General features: G+C 41.0%; 17 protein-coding genes. 12 read left to right on the top strand and 5 right to left on the bottom strand.

Annotated features, from left to right (window positions below; genetic code table 11):
• From M5F03_RS07015 to M5F03_RS07030, 4 genes are all read left to right on the top strand, one after another.
• Positions 1-2224: beta strand repeat-containing protein (locus M5F03_RS07015; protein WP_249707664.1), on the top strand; the 2224-nt coding region annotated here is incomplete at its 5' end.
• Positions 2225-2467: 243 nt separating this feature from the next.
• Complete coding sequence (locus tag M5F03_RS07020) at positions 2468-3439, top strand: hypothetical protein (RefSeq protein ID WP_249707666.1); 972 nt, start codon at positions 2468-2470, stop codon at positions 3437-3439.
• A gap of 94 nt (positions 3440-3533) precedes the next feature.
• Complete coding sequence (locus tag M5F03_RS07025; protein WP_249707668.1) at positions 3534-4379, top strand: hypothetical protein; 846 nt, start codon at positions 3534-3536, stop codon at positions 4377-4379.
• Positions 4380-4529: 150 nt separating this feature from the next.
• Positions 4530-4973 carry a hypothetical protein gene (locus tag M5F03_RS07030; RefSeq protein WP_249707698.1) on the top strand — a complete coding sequence of 148 codons (444 nt, stop codon included), beginning with the start codon at positions 4530-4532 and terminating at the stop codon, positions 4971-4973.
• 108 nt (positions 4974-5081) lie between these two features.
• Here the strand turns inward: M5F03_RS07030 and M5F03_RS07035 are convergent, their stop codons facing one another.
• Both M5F03_RS07035 and M5F03_RS07040 read right to left on the bottom strand, forming a co-directional pair.
• Entirely contained in the window at positions 5082-5660 is a 579-nt protein-coding gene (locus M5F03_RS07035) for a DJ-1/PfpI family protein (protein ID WP_078193062.1), read from the bottom strand.
• A gap of 347 nt (positions 5661-6007) precedes the next feature.
• Positions 6008-6625 carry a hypothetical protein gene (locus M5F03_RS07040; RefSeq protein ID WP_180157364.1) on the bottom strand — a complete coding sequence of 206 codons (618 nt, stop codon included), beginning with the start codon at positions 6623-6625 and terminating at the stop codon, positions 6008-6010.
• Positions 6626-7041: 416 nt separating this feature from the next.
• Between M5F03_RS07040 and M5F03_RS07045 the strand changes: the two genes are divergently transcribed.
• Both M5F03_RS07045 and M5F03_RS07050 read left to right on the top strand, forming a co-directional pair.
• Positions 7042-7407, top strand: coding sequence for a hypothetical protein (locus tag M5F03_RS07045; protein ID WP_249707670.1), 366 nt, complete (start codon positions 7042-7044; stop codon positions 7405-7407).
• A complete protein-coding gene (locus tag M5F03_RS07050) occupies positions 7404-8105 on the top strand; it encodes a hypothetical protein (protein ID WP_249707672.1) in 702 nt (233 codons plus the stop codon). Before M5F03_RS07045 ends, M5F03_RS07050 begins: the two co-directional genes overlap by 4 nt.
• 44 nt (positions 8106-8149) lie before the next feature.
• Here M5F03_RS07050 and gatB read toward each other — a convergent pair whose 3' ends face one another.
• From gatB to gatC, 3 genes are read right to left on the bottom strand one after another with little or no spacing between them, the layout of a single operon-like run.
• On the bottom strand, positions 8150-9625 hold the full coding sequence (gene gatB / locus M5F03_RS07055) for an Asp-tRNA(Asn)/Glu-tRNA(Gln) amidotransferase subunit GatB (protein ID WP_249707675.1): 1476 nt from the start codon (positions 9623-9625) through the stop codon (positions 8150-8152).
• Positions 9625-11103: an Asp-tRNA(Asn)/Glu-tRNA(Gln) amidotransferase subunit GatA gene (gene gatA / locus M5F03_RS07060; RefSeq protein WP_180132121.1), complete on the bottom strand. Its 1479-nt coding sequence runs from the start codon at positions 11101-11103 to the stop codon at positions 9625-9627. Before gatA ends, gatB begins: the two co-directional genes overlap by 1 nt.
• 51 nt (positions 11104-11154) lie before the next feature.
• Complete coding sequence (gatC, locus tag M5F03_RS07065) at positions 11155-11469, bottom strand: Asp-tRNA(Asn)/Glu-tRNA(Gln) amidotransferase subunit GatC (protein ID WP_078189985.1); 315 nt, start codon at positions 11467-11469, stop codon at positions 11155-11157.
• Between the two features lie 133 nt (positions 11470-11602).
• Here gatC and M5F03_RS07070 point away from each other — a divergent pair, with 133 nt between their 5' ends.
• The 6 genes from M5F03_RS07070 (at position 11603) to M5F03_RS07095 (ending at position 16368) form a co-directional block, all read left to right on the top strand.
• Complete coding sequence (locus M5F03_RS07070) at positions 11603-12649, top strand: rod shape-determining protein (RefSeq protein ID WP_078193300.1); 1047 nt, start codon at positions 11603-11605, stop codon at positions 12647-12649.
• Between the two features lie 16 nt (positions 12650-12665).
• Positions 12666-13523, top strand: coding sequence for a rod shape-determining protein MreC (gene mreC, locus M5F03_RS07075; protein ID WP_078189984.1), 858 nt, complete (start codon positions 12666-12668; stop codon positions 13521-13523).
• Positions 13510-14001 (top strand): rod shape-determining protein MreD, encoded by a 492-nt coding sequence (mreD, locus tag M5F03_RS07080; protein ID WP_249707677.1) that lies wholly within the window; start codon positions 13510-13512, stop codon positions 13999-14001. Before mreC ends, mreD begins: the two co-directional genes overlap by 14 nt.
• Positions 13989-14555 (top strand): Maf family nucleotide pyrophosphatase, encoded by a 567-nt coding sequence (locus tag M5F03_RS07085; protein WP_249707687.1) that lies wholly within the window; start codon positions 13989-13991, stop codon positions 14553-14555. The genes mreD and M5F03_RS07085 overlap by 13 nt, the downstream gene beginning before the upstream one ends.
• Positions 14556-14597: 42 nt before the next feature.
• Positions 14598-16052: a ribonuclease G gene (rng, locus tag M5F03_RS07090; RefSeq protein WP_249707689.1), complete on the top strand. Its 1455-nt coding sequence runs from the start codon at positions 14598-14600 to the stop codon at positions 16050-16052.
• Positions 16053-16194: 142 nt separating this feature from the next.
• Positions 16195-16368, top strand: coding sequence for a PA1571 family protein (locus tag M5F03_RS07095; protein ID WP_168379036.1), 174 nt, complete (start codon positions 16195-16197; stop codon positions 16366-16368).
• The last annotated feature ends 328 nt before the right edge of the window (positions 16369-16696 follow it).

Consider the following 16696-nt stretch of genomic DNA (forward strand, 5'->3'; position numbering starts at 1 on the left):
GGATTCTGACTCTGACAGTGACTCGGATTCTGACAGTGACTCGGATTCTGACTCTGACAGCGATTCTGACAGTGACTCGGATTCTGACTCTGACAGTGACTCGGATTCTGACTCTGACAGCGACTCGGATTCTGACAGTGACTCGGATTCTGATTCTGACAGTGACTCGGATTCTGACTCTGACAGCGACTCGGATTCTGACTCTGACTCGGATTCTGACTCTGACAGCGATTCTGATACGGATGTATCAGCGGTGGATGATGTTCGAGATGCTGATATTAATGTCAACCCAGTTACAACAACGGGAATTGCACAGGGAAGTGGAACTTCGGTTTTAACAGTTGGATTGCTTAATTTGGATCTTAATCTTTTAGGTACACCACTCTTTACATTTAATATTCAAGAGGGACATGAGCAGGATGTAACTTTCAATGTTGGGCAGTTAGTTGGTGTGGGTGTAATTAGCCAGCCAACAATTATTCTGCAAAAATTTGAAAATGGAGCTTGGACGGATGTTAATTCGGGCACAGAAGGCGCGACGTTGCTTAATCTGCAAATTCTAGGCAGTGGTTTCCAAACTACAGCTGAAGGGCTTGAAGCTGGTCAATACCGTGTTTACTTTGCTACAGAAAGCGCATTATCTGTCGGCCTAGGAACAACAGTCACTGCAACAGCTGTTGATTATGATTACACTCAAGTTGGTACAGTTGAAGGTCAAGAAATTACTGGAAATGTACTAACTGATGCAGATCATCCTGCGGGTAACGATACGGTAACTACAGATACGGTAGTTTCTAAAGTCTCGGTGGATGGGCAATCTGTAGAAACAAATGTTGACTCTGCAGGTGTAACAATAGTTGGTAAATATGGAACATTGGTAATTGATTCAACAGGTGAATACACTTACACGCCAAATAACGATATATCGAATATTGGCAAGCAAGAAGTATTTAACTATACGATCACTGATCCTAATGATACAAATGCGGCTAACAATTCGGCGCAATTGATTATCAATATAGGTAGTCCAGATGTGACTGGTGTTGTAGATGCAAATGATGATGCTGGAACTGTAGTGATTAATACAGCCAAAGCGATTACACATATCGATCATGCCGATACTCAAACAGCACAAGCTACTAGTGGTACGGGTGTGACAACACAAAGTGGCAGTTTGGATTTTGATATTGGTCATTTGAACAACGGTCAAATTACCATTTCAACAGGGGCGGTAGTAACTCGTGGTGCAGATACCACCGTGACTTATACGTTGTATAAAGATGGTCAAGCAGTTGCTGGCTATACAAATATTAGTGCAACGGCAGCTGATACGGCAGGTGTGATGCTAGCAGAAACGCTACACACCATTAACTTGAGTGCGTTAAATCAACAACCTGGTAAATACCACTTAGAATATACAGTTACTAAAGACGCGCAGAACTGGGGTACAAATATAATCCCAGTGTCCTCTGTTGCACCTCTGGTTACTGTGGCGATAGATGGTTCATCTTTTGTGATTGCAGATACCAATACAAGTTCTTCACAAAACATCGTGCAGGGCAACTTGTATGCTGACAATGGTACAGGAGTTGATACAGTTGATGGCTATGCAACCAAAATTGTGATTGGTACGACTGAAATTATGTTCGGTGAAACCAAAACTATTGCTACTACTCATGGTGTACTGACAATTTCAGGAAATGGTGATTATGTTTATCAAGCAGATGCTGTGGGTAATGTAGTAAATGCGGCAACGGATACGATTCAGTATACATTGGTTGGTCCGACGGGCGCATCTGATACGGCAACATTAACTGTTACGCCTCAGATCAATAGCAGTGGTATCGTTGAAATGAGTACAGCGGGGAATGATACATTCAACACAGGAACTGGTGCAGATACAGTCATCTTTGACTTGTTAAATGCAGCTGGAACTGCGGGTGGAAATACAACCCTGACTGGAAATGATGTATGGACTGACTATAATGTAAATGAAGGCGATACGCTGGATCTACAAGGTTTGTTCAAAGACATTACTACGCCGTTAACAGCACAGAATATTGGTCAATATGTCAAACTTGAACAAGATGGTGAAAATGTTAAAGTCAGTGTAGATGTCGATGGACCTACACTTGGTATAAGCAACTATACAGGTCTTGTGATCTTGAACAATACTGATGTAACTCTTCAGGAATTGATCAATAAAAATCAAATCATTTGGTAATTATTAAATGAATAAAAAAGAGCCTCCTCGGAGGCTCTTTTTTATGTTCTTCATAAACACCACTAGATCCAAATAAAATGTGAAATTCATCAAATTAAAATAAACAACATGTGTATAGATCTCAAATGTATGTGATTTTGGTGATTAAATTTATAAAAATAATAAATAAAATCAAGATTATAAAATTGTGAAAGATACTAAATTACGCTATTTTTTAGAGGTGAATTTTTTGAGATTTTTGCTGTGAATTTAAAGGCAATTTTATGGGTGGGGAGTATTGGATTTGCATTACATGGTTGTACCACCATGCAGAGTTTAAACCCAAATTCATTTAATCATTATGCATTACCACAAGAAGTGATCAATCAAAAAGGGCTAAATAGCTCAAATGGAAAGGCGAAAGAATACGTCTATGATTGGGGACCACAAAAGAAAAATATGGAAGCAGAATCACTCATACCCAAGCAAAATATGAGCAGTTACTGCCAAGCCAAAAATGGCAAATTTATTCAACTGAATAAAAGCAATTTGAACCAAGTCAAAAATGCATGGAGTCGTAAATTATTAGCGACCTATAGCAGTATAAAACAGAGCACAGGTGTGTTTCAGTGTAGTCAGGCAGATGGACAACGTTGGATGGTTGCTATTGAACCCGTTTCAGAGCGTAAATCGAATGACCGTTCTGAAACCCGCTTAGTGAGTTTGTATACAGCAATTATTGGACCCGAAGAACGTCGCAAAAACTATAATAAACAAGAAGAAACTGTAGCTAAAAAAGCCACACCAAGCAAAGCAAAAGCAACGACAACAAAAAGCAATGCGAAAGAGGAAGCAAAAAAAGAAGTAGAGACTAAAAAAGAAACCAAAGCCAAAGAGCCTGAAAAAAAACCTGTAGTGAAACCAGTTGCAGAAACATCGCAACAGATACAAATGCGCTTATATGTGAATGCACGACGCGACTTAAATGCAGGAAAAAACCAAGTCACCGCTTGTAATAATGCACAGCGCGCTTATAGCTATGGCAAATTAAATGGTGCAAATGCCAATAGAGCCTATGCTGAATCAGGTATGCTCGTTGCAAAATGTTTAACGTCAGTGCCTGCTTATAGCAAAAGTTATCCAAACGCCAATGCAAGAGCAAAAGGCATCTTACAAAACTTAGCGACCAACTATAACCATGCAGGGGCAAAAAATATGTTGAATCGTATGAAATAAACCTCAACAGGATAAAAGCCATTTGGGGAAATACGCTTTTATCCTGATCCAATGATGTACTCAGATAAAGTTTTAAAAATAATAAGGAAAAACCATGAGTTCAGTAAATGAAATTTATTTTAATGCACCATTATTTGACCGTGAATTGACAGAAATTTTAGTTGATATCGAGCAAACACCCTTCTTTTTGAATGATCGTGGGCATCCAACATATTTAGCATCACTTGGGGCGGGGATTCATTTAATTACAGAGTCAGCCACCAATGCGAAAATGACGATGGGAAATCCCTACGATGTACCTTCCGAAATTTCGACTAAAATTACCAATTGGGGGGAGCAAACGGAGCTTGAATTTGAAGGGCAACACTTCGAGTTTATGCCATTGGTGGCGACCAAAGAAACCGCGGCAGCTTTTGGTATCACCTTAGTTCAGGCAGATGAAGCGATTCAGATTCATTCAAATCAAAAACGACTGTCAGAAATTCATTATGAATACGGCATGATGGCAGGTCATTGTTTTGCTTATCTAGACGGCGGTAAGCCTGACTGTAGTGGAAAAACCTTATTTCCTTTTGTGGCTACTGATTTAGAACATCATGACTTTCCGCATATTTTTAGCGCGACCGATCAGGATCAACTGCCACTGGTCATCTCAGTAGGGCGCTATTTTCCTAATCTAGGCAAGATTTACTTGGCAGATTTATGGGTCAATCCCGGAGATGCTTTATATATTCCAGCGAAACCCAAATATTTAAATCCTGAGTTTATTGACCTCCATAATAATCGTAACGCAGCACTTGCCTGTTGGCGAGGTGACAGCAATAAATCGACATTGACCACCCATAGTTTGCTCGATACCCACGGACATTTTTACTGGTATTGGAATAGAAGGCCAACGATTCATCCTCTCATCTATGCACCGACTAGCAAAAATGAATAGTTGAGTTACATAGACCAAACAGCAAACACAGCACTTCATGATACAAAGGTGACTCAAGTTTTGGGAGTTTGGTCTATGGCTTACGGTTTATCTAAAAAATTACATCTACGTTTTTCACGACCTGCAGGTTTGGCTTTATTGACGCTCATCATGCTTGGGACGACGCAAGTGAGTTTAGCGAGTCCGACGGTCGATCAGCTCAGTCAATGTTTAGTGAAATCGACCACTGCTGCGGATAAAACAGCGGTGCTGCAATGGACCTTTTCTGCCTTGGCAGCGCATCCAGATTTAAAACAATACAGTAATGTCAGTGATGCGCAAAAAACGCAACTCGATAAAAATCTGGCTCAAGTGATGCAGCGAATTTTGGTGGAGCAATGTTCTACGCAAACGCAGGCTGTAATTAAAGCCGACGGTCTACAGGCTGTAGGCGAAAGTTTTCAAGAGCTTGGTAGTATCACGGGGGATGAAATATTAAAGACGCCTGAAATTAAACAACAATTACAAGGCGTACTGCGTTATGTCGATTTGAATAAATTGGTGACCAAATTTTTAACCCCAGAAATTTGGAATAAGTTAGGTGTGGTTCGTTAATTTTATTTTGAGTAAATAAAAAATGCTCCTTTTATACAAGGAGCATTTTTTATGGATTCACCCTAAATGGATGATGATCCAATGCGTTTTAGTTTGGTGACTCAAGCATTAAATGGTAATCGTCGCGCCTAATGCTTTAACAAATTGCGCCATCCACGCAGGATGAGCAGGCCAAGCAGGAGCAGTAACTAAATGACCGTCGGTCACTGCATCCGTGACTGCAATATCTGCATACTGACCGCCAGCCAGTTTAACTTCGGCGGCACATGCAGGATAAGCGGAACATGTACGGCCTTTCAGTACATTGGCTGCTGCCAAAATTTGCGCACCATGACAAACCGCTGCAATCGGTTTTTTCGCTGCGTCAAATTCGCGTACGATTTCAATCACACGTGCATTCATACGTAAATATTCAGGTGCACGACCACCCGGAATCACTAAGCCGACATAGTTATCTGAGTTAACTGCATCAAAGTCATAGTTAATGGCAAAGTTATGACCGCGTTTTTCGCTATAGGTTTGTTCACCTTCAAAATCATGAATCGCTGTGGCAATGTTGTCACCGGCTTTTTTGTCAGGGCAAACGGCATGAACGGTATAACCAAGACCAACTAAAAACTGAAAAGGTACCATGGTTTCGTAGTCTTCAGCATAGTCACCTACAAGCATAAGAATTTGTTTTGACATAATGTAACCCTCTGTTGAAATATGATTTATATCAATTTTTCATTTACCTTAGCATATTGGAATGACAGTTTTAAGCAGGCTGTAAATTCTTTAGTTGTATATATTTATTTAGATTTATAAAAAGTTATGGATGGTTATAGTTCAAATTATGATGAGTCTAGTAGGCTAGCTGTTATCAATTATTAATGACTTTAGTGTTTTTCACAAATTTTTAAAAAGTTAAATATTTACCTCTCCCTTGCGCAGCACTGCTGCTTATCTCCTAAAAGGAGAGGGGGGATATCCAAAAAATCGTTTAAGTATTTATTCACTTTGAAAGCTCCCTCTCCCATTGGGAGAGGGATAAATCACAGCAAATCAGGATAAAATTTTTCATAGTCTAGATTTGGTTCATGAGTTACTTTCAGCTTGCCTTTAGATCCTGTGACATAGCTATTGATCTCTTTAAGTGGTTTCTCATGCCAACCGATATTGAATGCACAAAACGTATTTTCTTTTTTAAAAAATTCTAGATGACTGTATGGCAAGTGATTGTGAATCCAATATGCAATCTGTTTCCAATTATTTGGGTCTTTTTCAATTAAATCGATGAGTGAGGGAATGATAATACACGCCGTTGCACCGTAGCCTTTTGCGTCAGGATAGTCCCAAATATGGCTTGCAAAGTTTTTCTCATTGCTCGCGCAGTTGTGTCCTTTTTCATTGCCGATTTGGTTCACGCTTGGTGAACGGTACGCGGAACGAATAGCGATACGTCCAAACTTTTCTTGTAATGGTTCGAGCAGTTGCTCGCACAGTTGTGTACCTGTGTAGATTGCTTTTTCGGGATGGTCGGGGAAGTTGGGTACACCATACCAGTTTGCGATTTCACTATAGAGAAAGTCACGCATAAAGAAAGACTTTGAAAGTTGGATGCGTCCTAAGTCTTCAAGTTTGGCGATAGAGGATACTTTTTTGATGGTCATGTTGTTTTAGTCTAAGTGTTTAGACTGATTTTATTATTAAATTTATTAAAATTAAATATTTACTTCTCCCTAACCCTCTCTTTAAAAGAGAGGTAATTTCTATTACAGAATCCATAACGGTGTTAAATTAGCAATGGAAGCTCCTTCTCCCTCTGGGAGAAGGCGGGGGATGAGGGTAATTAGAAGTCACGCATAAAATGGACTTTGGAAGTTGAATACGTCCAAAGTCCTCAGGTTAACGATAGAGGATACTTTGGATGATCATGTATTTTAGTAAAATATTTTCTAAATAATTATATATTTATTTTTATTGCGACAATCGATTTTAAGGAGCATTAAGTATAACTTCAATATTTGAAATTATTTGTTTTTATAAGATAATTTCTCTTAATTATTTTGGGGTATTTAAAAGAAAAATGAGCTATGAGTATGCGCTACCAGCGCTTTTACTAGTCATTTCAAATTTATTGAAGACTGGGCTTACAACAAAAAAGGGAATTTGGGATACGGCGTATGATTTTTTTAGTGGTTTACCAGTTGATCTAACTTTTGTTGCTGTTTCTGTCATATTGTTATCATCTGATACTGTAGATAGGAATGCCATGCTATGGGGTTTTTTATGTTTCTTTGTTGGGGCATTTCAAACAGCATTTATTTATAAGGGACAGCTTATCTTGTATGATGATAGACGTCCCAAAATGTCTCTATTATTATTAGGAATTAATATTTTAATTACATATTTTGTATTTTATGCGATTTATCAGTGGGGTTCAAACTCATGATTACTAAAGAATTCATTAGCTTAATTACCATTGTGCTTGGGTTTATTGGCTTAATTATGGGATTAATGACTTACATTGTTACTCAGCGTAAAACATCTTTCTATAATGATGCAAAGGCGAAAATCGAACTTGATTACTTAAGGGTGAAGTACGAGAGAGAGTTATATGAATTAAATAATAAATTATCGAAGACAAAGGATCAGTTTAAGGAAATGAATTATTTCCCTTTGGAGGGGAATGGTTATATTGATGAAAATGAAAAAAACATTGAGCTTAATAGTTTCTTAAAAGATGCAGGTTTAGTTAAAGAAGATCTTAAAGTCAAAGAAAAGCAGATATTTGTGCTTACGCCTTTTCATCCAGATTTTGATAAAACGTTTAATGTTGTTAGGGAAGTATGTTTTAATACTAATTATCAATGCTTTAGAGGTGATGAGCAGGATTTTAAATCAGATATATTTCCACATATACTTAAATTTATTGCATCCTCTGAAATTATCATTGCAAATATTACTGGAAGAAATCCGAATGTCTTTTATGAGTTAGGTATAGCTCATGCTTTAAACAAAAAAGTAATATTGATTGCTGAATTTGATTCAGACTTACCAGTAGATCTTAAATCTAAACGTGTTCTATTTTATAAAGATTTAAAAGATTTATATCACAAGCTTCCTTATGAATTATTGAAACATCAATAAAAGAAAACCCGCTTTCGCGGGTTTTTTTCTCAAAACTGATAAGATCAACCAATCAATTTCTTCATCAATTCATTCACTTGAGCAGGGTTAGCTTTACCCTTAGACGCTTTCATCACTTGACCCACCAGACCATTGAAAGCTTTCTCTTTACCAGATTTATACTCTTCAACCATCTTCTCATTGGCAGCAAGTACTTCCTGAATCATCGCTTCAATTGCACCTGTATCAGTTTCCTGTTTCAAGCCTTTTTCCGCAATAATTTCGTCCGCAGTTTTGCCTTCTTCCCACATAAAGCCGAACACTTGTTTCGCGATCTTACCGCTGATGGTATTGTCCACAATACGTGCGATCATGCCACCCAGTTTCTCACTCGACACAGGAGAATCAGCAAGGTCTAGGCCTGCTTTATTTAAAGCACCTGAGAATTCACCCATCACCCAGTTCGCAGCAATCTTACCTTGTGCAGCACCACCAGCAGCTTTCACCACATCTTCGTAAAACTCTGACATTTCACGAGTCAGTGTCAGTACGTGAGCATCATACTCAGTCACACCGAAGTCAGCCACGAAACGCGCACGACGAGCAGCAGGAAGCTCAGGCATTTGCGCTTTAATCGCTTCAATTTGCTCGTCTGCAATGATCACAGGTAACAAGTCAGGATCAGGGAAGTAGCGGTAATCGTTCGCTTCTTCCTTCGAACGCATAGAACGCGTTTCCATCTTCACAGGGTCGAACAAACGTGTTTCTTGGTCGATGGTGCCATCCCATTCCAAGATTTCCATTTGACGTTCAATTTCAACATTGATCGCTTGTTCAATGAAACGGAAAGAGTTCAAGTTTTTCAACTCACAACGCGTACCAAACGGTTGACCCGGACGACGTAAAGACACGTTACAGTCTGCACGGAACGAACCTTCTGCCATGTTACCGTCAGAAATGCCTAACCAACGAACAAGCGTGTGAATCGCTTTAATGTAGGCAACAGCCTCTTCAACCGAACGCATATCGGGTTCAGATACGATTTCAAGCAGCGGTGTACCAGCACGGTTTAAATCGATACCAGATTGACCTTCAAATTGGTCATGGATCGATTTACCTGCATCTTCTTCAAGGTGAGCACGGGTTACGCCAATGCGCTTAACCGTACCATCTTCAAGTTGAATGTCGATATGACCCAAGCCCACAATCGGATTGTCCATTTGGCTGATTTGGTAGCCTTTTGGAGAGTCAGGGTAAAAATAGTTTTTACGTGCAAATACAGAAGCTTGGTCGATGTAAGCATCGATACCCAAACCAAAGCGAATTGCAAGATCAACCACTTCTTTGTTGAGTACAGGCAATACGCCCGGCATTGCAAGGTCAACTAGGCTCGCTTGTGTATTTGGGTCTTGACCAAATGTGGTAGATGAGCCTGAGAAAATTTTAGTATTGGTCGCAAGCTGAGTGTGAATCTCGATACCAATAACGACTTCCCAACCATCAATCAGGTTAGATTTTGGTTTAGCAGCGTTCTTAGCCATTATGCATTCTCCTCAGCAATTGCAGCGCGTTGTGTATGCCAATCGGTTGCTTGTTGGTACTGATGCACCACAGACAACAATTGAGATTCTGACCAGTAGTTACCAATCAGCTGTAAGCCAACAGGTAAGTTGTCTTTGTCAAAACCAACAGGCGCGTTAATCGCAGGCAGACCTGCCAAGTTCACTGCGATGGTGTAGATGTCGCCTAAGTACATTTCTACAGGAGACAGGTTTGCACCAATTTTATATGCAGTCGTTGGTGCAGCAGGAGCAGCAATCACGTCTACAGATTCAAATGCTTTTAAGAAATCTTGTTGAATTAAACGACGTACTTTTTGTGCTTTCACATAATAAGCATCGTAGTAACCCGCAGAAAGCGCGTATGTACCAATCAGGATACGTTGTTGAACTTCTTTACCAAAACCTTCAGAGCGTGAACGCTTGTAAAGATCCATCAAATCCACAGGATTTTCTGCACGGTAGCCATAACGTACACCGTCGAAACGAGATAAGTTAGACGATGCTTCAGCAGGTGCGATCAAGTAATACGTCGGTACGTAGCTTTCAGTCATGTTTAGGTCAATCTCAACCAAGATTGCGCCCATTTCTTCAAGCTTTTTCAACGATTCTTCAACACGTGCTTTCACGTCTGCATCTAAACCAGCAACATTAAAGTACTGTTTCGGAATACCGATGCGTAAGCCTTTTACCGATGTACCGTTCAGGTTCGCCACGTAGTTATCGACGTCTTTTTCAACCGAAGTTGAATCTTTCGCGTCATGACCTGCCATCACGTTCATGAGGTAAGCACAATCTTCAGCAGAACGTGCCATTGGGCCGCCTTGGTCTAAAGATGATGCATACGCGATCATACCGAAACGTGACACACGACCATACGTCGGTTTAAGGCCTGTTAGACCACAGAAAGATGCAGGTTGACGGATTGAACCACCGGTATCTGTACCTGTTGCGAACGGCGCAAGATCAGCTGCTACCGCTGCCGCAGAACCGCCTGAAGAACCACCGGGAACATGGTTTAAGTTCCACGGGTTCGCAGTCGCGCCATAAAATGAATTTTCAGAGGTCGAACCCATGGCGAATTCATCCATGTTCACTTTACCTAAAGTGACAAGGCCCGCAGCTTTACCTTTCGCTACAACGGTCGCGTCGTAAGGAGAGATAAAATTGTCCAGCATTTTAGAACCTGCAGTGGTTTTAATGCCTTGGGTACAGAAAATATCTTTATGTGCAATTGGTACACCAGTCAACGCAGTTGCATTGCCTGATTTAATTGCAGCATCAGCCGCATCTGCTTGCGCAAGTGCTTGTTCAGCTGTCACGGTCACGTATGACTTGACTTGAGCATCGATTTTTTCAATGCGTTTTAAATAGTGTTCAGTCAATTCGCGTGAAGAAAATTTAGCGCCAGCCAAACCTTCAGACAATTCACGAATTGATAAGCGATGTAAATCTGTCATGGGAAATATTTCTTTACGTTTAATTTGAAAAAATGTTGACCTGAATAAAAATTATTCAATCACACGCGGAACAAGGTACAAGCCATCCTGTACGGCAGGAGCAACTGCTTGATATGCTTCGCGATGATTGGTCTCAGATACCACGTCTTCACGTAAGGGCTGTGGATTGTCGAATGGACTTTTTAGTGGTTCAACACCGTCAGTATCGATGCCTTTCAGGGTTTCCATCATGCCTAAAATTTTATTTAAACTTTGAGCATAGTCAGCAGATTGCGCTTCATCTAGCGACAATCGAGCCAGATGGGCAATCGCTGAAACTGTTTGTGCATTTAGATCTGCAGAATGCTGTGCATCCGATGTAGACATAACATTACCTAATCAGTATTAAAAAAATTCAAAATATCGTGGCTTATAATAAGCGATTGACTTGTTCAAATCATCACATTTAGTTAAAGTTGCCACCTTGCGTCCATATAAAAGTTTAACTGAGAACGTCCCCGTGATTCTAAAACGACTAATTGGCTTGTTTTCGCCGGATCTTGCCATTGATTTAGGCACTGCAAATACACTTATCTATGCGCCAGGACGAGGCATTATATTAAATGAACCGACGGTGGTGGCAATTCGCCACAGTGGTTCACAAAAAATCGTTGCCGCAGTAGGTCTTGACGCGAAGCAAATGCTAGGTCGTACACCTGCAAATATTTCTGCGATTCGCCCAATGAAAGATGGTGTGATTGCAGATTTTGAAGTCACTGAAACGATGTTGAATCAATTCATTGGCAAAGTGCACGAAAAACGTTTGTTCCCACCTGCACCGCGTGTCGTGGTGTGTGTGCCATGTAAATCGACGTTGGTGGAACGCCGTGCAATCCGTGAAGCTGTATACAATGCAGGTGCACGTGAAGTTCGCTTAATTGAAGAGCCAATGGCTGCTGCAATTGGTGCAGGTATGCCTGTTGAGCAAGCTTGTGGTTCGATGGTTGTCGATGTTGGTGGTGGTACAACTGAAATCGCGATCATTTCACTTCAAGGTTGTGTCTATGCAGACTCACTACGTATCGGTGGTGATGTATTTGATGAACAAATCATTAATTACGTGCGTAAAGCACATGGTTGTGTGATTGGTGAAACCACTGCAGAAAACATCAAAAAAGAAGTTGGTATGGCGCTTCCAGAAGAAGGTGCAAAACCTTTGGAAATCGAAGTCCGTGGTCGTAACTTGGCTGAAGGTGTACCTCGTGCGATTACCGTAACTTCTGACGAAGTGACTCAAGCGATTTCTGATCCACTACAAAACATTGTGTCTGCGGTTAAATCTGCACTAGAGCAAACGCCACCTGAGTTGTCTTCAGACATCGCAGAACGCGGTATTGTGTTGACTGGTGGCGGTGCATTACTTCGCAATCTTGATAAGCTTCTTGCAAAAGAAACAGGTCTTCCTGTCGTGGTTGCAGAAGATCCACTATCATGTGTTACACGTGGTGGCGGTAAGGTTCTCGAATTCTTCGATAACCCTAATCATGACATGTTATTTGTAGGCTAAGAAAAGGACTCGGCGGGTGCAAACGCAACTGTTTTCAAGACAACCGCCATCTTTTCGCTCATTTATCATTGCGGTGATTACATGCTTGGTGGTGCTTTTCTTTGATTGGCGCATGCCGCATGTAATTCAACCGGCCAGAGACGTCTTGTATGCGGCATATAATCCAATTTATGCCCTTGCAAGCTATCCAGTGTTATCGCGAGAATGGCTGAATCAACAAACCAAGTCTGAAGCTCAATTACGTCGTGAAAATACCGCGATGCAAGCAGAGTTAATTCAGGCTCAAGTCCGTTTACAGAAACTTTCTGAACTTTCTGCTGAAAATACTCGACTGCGTGGACTACTCGATACACCACTCATCATTGATGGTCGTATGGAGATTGCCGAAGTCATTGGTACTGATGCTGATCCCTTACGTCATATTATTGTGATTAACCGTGGAGCCAGCAGTCAGCTTAAAGTGGGACAAACTGTACTCGATGACAAAGGCATTATGGGGCAAATTATCAATGTTTACCCACATAGTAGCCGTGTCATGTTGCTCTCAGACAAAGAGCACTCTTTATCCGTGCGGATGGAGCATACCGGTATGCGCGCAATCGTTACGGGTACAGGTGACTTAGGTCGACTTAAGATGGAATACGTGCCAACCAGTGCCAATATCAAAGTCGGTGAAAAAGTCTATAGCTCAGGGCTAGGGGCACATTTCCCAGCGGGTTATTTGGTGGGTACAGTGTCGAAAGTCAGTCGTCACAATAGCGGTGAATTTGCCCAAATTGATATCAATCCTGCTGCCCAATTGGCAGGTGGTCATCATGTGGTTGTGCTATTTTCCGATTCTTTAGCGATGGAGCAACCGCATGTCACTCGCTAAGCTTAGTCGTCATACAGAGCGCGACCCATTATTTCCGATTATCTTTTCCATCATTTTGGCATCCGTGCTGATGGTGTATCCGCTTTCTTATGACCTATCGGGTTGGCGCCCATTATTCATGATGATGATCATGCTATTTTGGGTACTTTGTCAGCCGACGTGGTGCGGTGTTTGGTTTGCATTTGCCACAGGTCTCTTTACGGACTTATTAACTGATGCGCCTTTTGGCATGAACGCACTGAGTTTTGTGGTCATTGCATTTGTGACACGCTTTTTGACCCGTGAACGTCGTATCCTCACATTTGGTAATTTATGGATTATTGCTGCAATGGCAATTTTCGCGCATTTACTGTTTGTGTGGATTGTTCAAGTGATGGGTGGGGCACAGTTTTCATTTGCTCGCCATTGGCAGCCAATTGTTACTAGCTTACTCATTTGGCCAATCATGTATAACTTCCTGAGAAAATGGCGCATATAATTTTAGCTTCGAGTTCTCCTCGACGACGCGAACTATTGCAACAATTGGGACTGGAATTTGACATTTTCAGTCCAGATATTGATGAGTCCGTGTTGGAAGGAGAACCTGTGGCGGATTATGTAGAGCGTTTAGCACGTGCTAAAGCTTGCGCAGTACAACAACAATTCCCTGATGCTATCGTTATTGCCGCCGATACCAGTGTAGGCGTAGATGAGCACATTTTAGGAAAACCAGCGTCGAAAGCACATGCTTTTTCTATGTGGGAAATGATCTCTGGACGAAAACATGATGTGTTTTCAGGTGTTTGTGTCAGTACAAAAGATCAAATATACAGTATAGTAGTGCGTACACAGGTTGAATTTCAAACGCTGAGTCTAGCTGACATGGAAAGCTACTGGGCAACAGGTGAACCAACCGGCAAGGCGGGAGCCTATGCTATTCAAGGAATTGCTGCGCGCTATATTCCTTGTATTGAAGGGAGCTACAGCAATGTCGTTGGGCTGCCTTTGCATGAAACCGTACAGTTATTACAGACAGTTAAGGCATTAAATTAACTGCTGCAACACAAGAATTTTTATAATGTTTTGAGTTTTGATATGTCTGACGAGTTGTTGATTAATGTCACACCGATGGAATGTCGTGTGGCGTTGATTCAAAACGGTACGGTCAATGAATTATTTGTTGAACGCACTGTGAAGCGTGGGTTAGTGGGCAATATTTATAAAGGGAAGGTTGTTCGCGTGCTTCCGGGTATGCAGGCTGCTTTTATTGATATTGGATTGTCGAGAACGGCTTTTTTACATATCAATGATATGGTCTGGCAGCGCAATCAACCGACCCCGAACGTTTTTGAGCTGTTACAACCGGGACAAGTACTCACCGTACAAGTCATGAAAGATATGTTGGGTACCAAAGGTGCACGACTTTCTACTGATCTTTCTATTCCTTCCCGTTACCTCGTTTTAATGCCATATGGCAGTCATACGGGTGTTTCACAGCGCATTGAGTCTGAAGAAGAACGTGATCGCTTGCGTAGCATGATTGAACGCATTCAAAAGGAACACAGCTTACCGGGTTCAGTCATCGTTCGTACTGCCGCCGAAGGTATTCCTGAATGTGAAATTGCGCAGGACATGGCTTATTTAGCAAAACTGTGGGAATACATTCAACGTAAACAACGCAGTATTGTTGTGCCTTCATTGATTTTTGAAGAGCTACCTTTACCGCAACGCGTCATCCGTGATTTGGCCAATGAAGATACGTCTAAAATTCAGGTCGACTCACGTGAAGTGCATGGCAAATTGCAAGAGTTTGTTCAAGAATTTGTACCGAGTATGCAAAATCGCTTACTGCATTATCCGGGTGAGCGTCCAATTTTTGACTTGTACAATGTTGAAGAAGATATTCAGAAAGCCTTACAGACACGTGTCGCACTTAAGTCGGGCGGCTATCTGATGATCGATCAAACTGAAGCGATGACCACGATTGATGTCAATACTGGCTCCTATGTCGGTGGCCGTTCGCTTGAAGACACTGTGTTTAAAACCAATATGGAAGCCACACAAGTTATTGCACGTCAGCTCCGTCTACGTAATTTGGGCGGGATTATCATTATTGACTTCATTGATATGCAAGAAGCACATCATCGAGAAGAAGTGATGAGCCAGTTTGAGAAAATGCTTGAGCGCGATCATGCTAAAACCAAGATCACTCAAGTATCTGAGCTGGGTTTGGTGGAAATGACCCGTAAACGCACCCGTGAATCTCTGGAGCATCTGCTTTGTGATTCTTGCCCGACCTGTCAGGGGCGTGGTTATGTGAAAACGGCTGAAACAGTTTGCTATGAAATTTTCCGTGAAATCTTGAGATATGCACGTGCTTATGAATCACAAAGTGGTTTCACTGTGGTGGCACATCCGTCGGTGATTGACCGATTGTTAACTGCTGAAGCACCTGCGGTAGCTGATTTAGAGCACTTTATTAGTCGTGTGATCAAGTTCCAAGTGGAAAATTTATATACGCAAGAGCAATACGATATCATTCTGAGCTGAAATTGTAACAGAATATCGTTAAACACTTGTTACAACTGAGATTTTACTTTTGAACTGTTATTTTGAATACTAGACACATCAAATAGCCAAAGCCATTTTCCTGCATTGGACTTGAAAATGGCTTAGCAAAAAGAGGTGTATTATGGGTGTTAGTAAAACAGTAATGAAAAGTGGTCTTAAAACTGTCGTTGAAGCAAAAGCGATCCATTCAGGTTATATCGTGGATGAGCGTGGTAATGAAGTTCAAATTACAGCGTCTATGATTCGCTCTGCTTGTCATCAGTTACTTAAACAGTGCCGAGCAATTAAAGCTTAAATATTGAAATATAAATAATAATGTAATCCAGAGGGTTAAAGTGCTAACGCGCGATTCTAAATTTATTAATGCGCTAAAATTTTATAAAGAATGGAAAATAAACTTAATTATCAGTGCGTATTTACAAGTCGTAATTAAACAATAACAACGGATTTGTTCACCTAAATTTTAGCTTATACACATAAATTGCTCCAAAAAATCAATCACAGTTCAAATACTAAAAACCCGTCTAGACTTTGCAATGTAGACGGGTTTTTATCTTTTTGGATGGTTCAATTTGCTGTAAAACTGATACAAAAATATGATGCAGGCGGTTAGCTAANCGCCT

This window comes from Acinetobacter amyesii (genome assembly GCF_023499985.1).
GTDB lineage: Bacteria > Pseudomonadota > Gammaproteobacteria > Pseudomonadales > Moraxellaceae > Acinetobacter > Acinetobacter amyesii.

Bases quoted from the DNA above. Each gene is read 5' to 3' on its own strand.
- mreD (WP_249707677.1), top strand. From the start codon at position 13,510: ATGTCACTCGCTAAGCTTAGTCGTCATACAGAGCGCGACCCATTATTT.
- M5F03_RS07085 (WP_249707687.1), top strand. From the start codon at position 13,989: ATGGCGCATATAATTTTAGCTTCGAGTTCTCCTCGACGACGCGAACTA.
- gatB (WP_249707675.1), bottom strand. From the start codon at position 9,625: ATGGCTAAGAACGCTGCTAAACCAAAATCTAACCTGATTGATGGTTGG.
- M5F03_RS07095 (WP_168379036.1), top strand. From the start codon at position 16,195: ATGGGTGTTAGTAAAACAGTAATGAAAAGTGGTCTTAAAACTGTCGTT.
- gatA (WP_180132121.1), bottom strand. From the start codon at position 11,103: ATGACAGATTTACATCGCTTATCAATTCGTGAATTGTCTGAAGGTTTG.
- M5F03_RS07025 (WP_249707668.1), top strand. From the start codon at position 3,534: ATGAGTTCAGTAAATGAAATTTATTTTAATGCACCATTATTTGACCGT.
- M5F03_RS07035 (WP_078193062.1), bottom strand. From the start codon at position 5,660: ATGTCAAAACAAATTCTTATGCTTGTAGGTGACTATGCTGAAGACTAC.
- M5F03_RS07045 (WP_249707670.1), top strand. From the start codon at position 7,042: ATGAGCTATGAGTATGCGCTACCAGCGCTTTTACTAGTCATTTCAAAT.
- M5F03_RS07040 (WP_180157364.1), bottom strand. From the start codon at position 6,625: ATGACCATCAAAAAAGTATCCTCTATCGCCAAACTTGAAGACTTAGGA.
- M5F03_RS07050 (WP_249707672.1), top strand. From the start codon at position 7,404: ATGATTACTAAAGAATTCATTAGCTTAATTACCATTGTGCTTGGGTTT.
- rng (WP_249707689.1), top strand. From the start codon at position 14,598: ATGTCTGACGAGTTGTTGATTAATGTCACACCGATGGAATGTCGTGTG.
- gatC (WP_078189985.1), bottom strand. From the start codon at position 11,469: ATGTCTACATCGGATGCACAGCATTCTGCAGATCTAAATGCACAAACA.
- M5F03_RS07030 (WP_249707698.1), top strand. From the start codon at position 4,530: ATGCTTGGGACGACGCAAGTGAGTTTAGCGAGTCCGACGGTCGATCAG.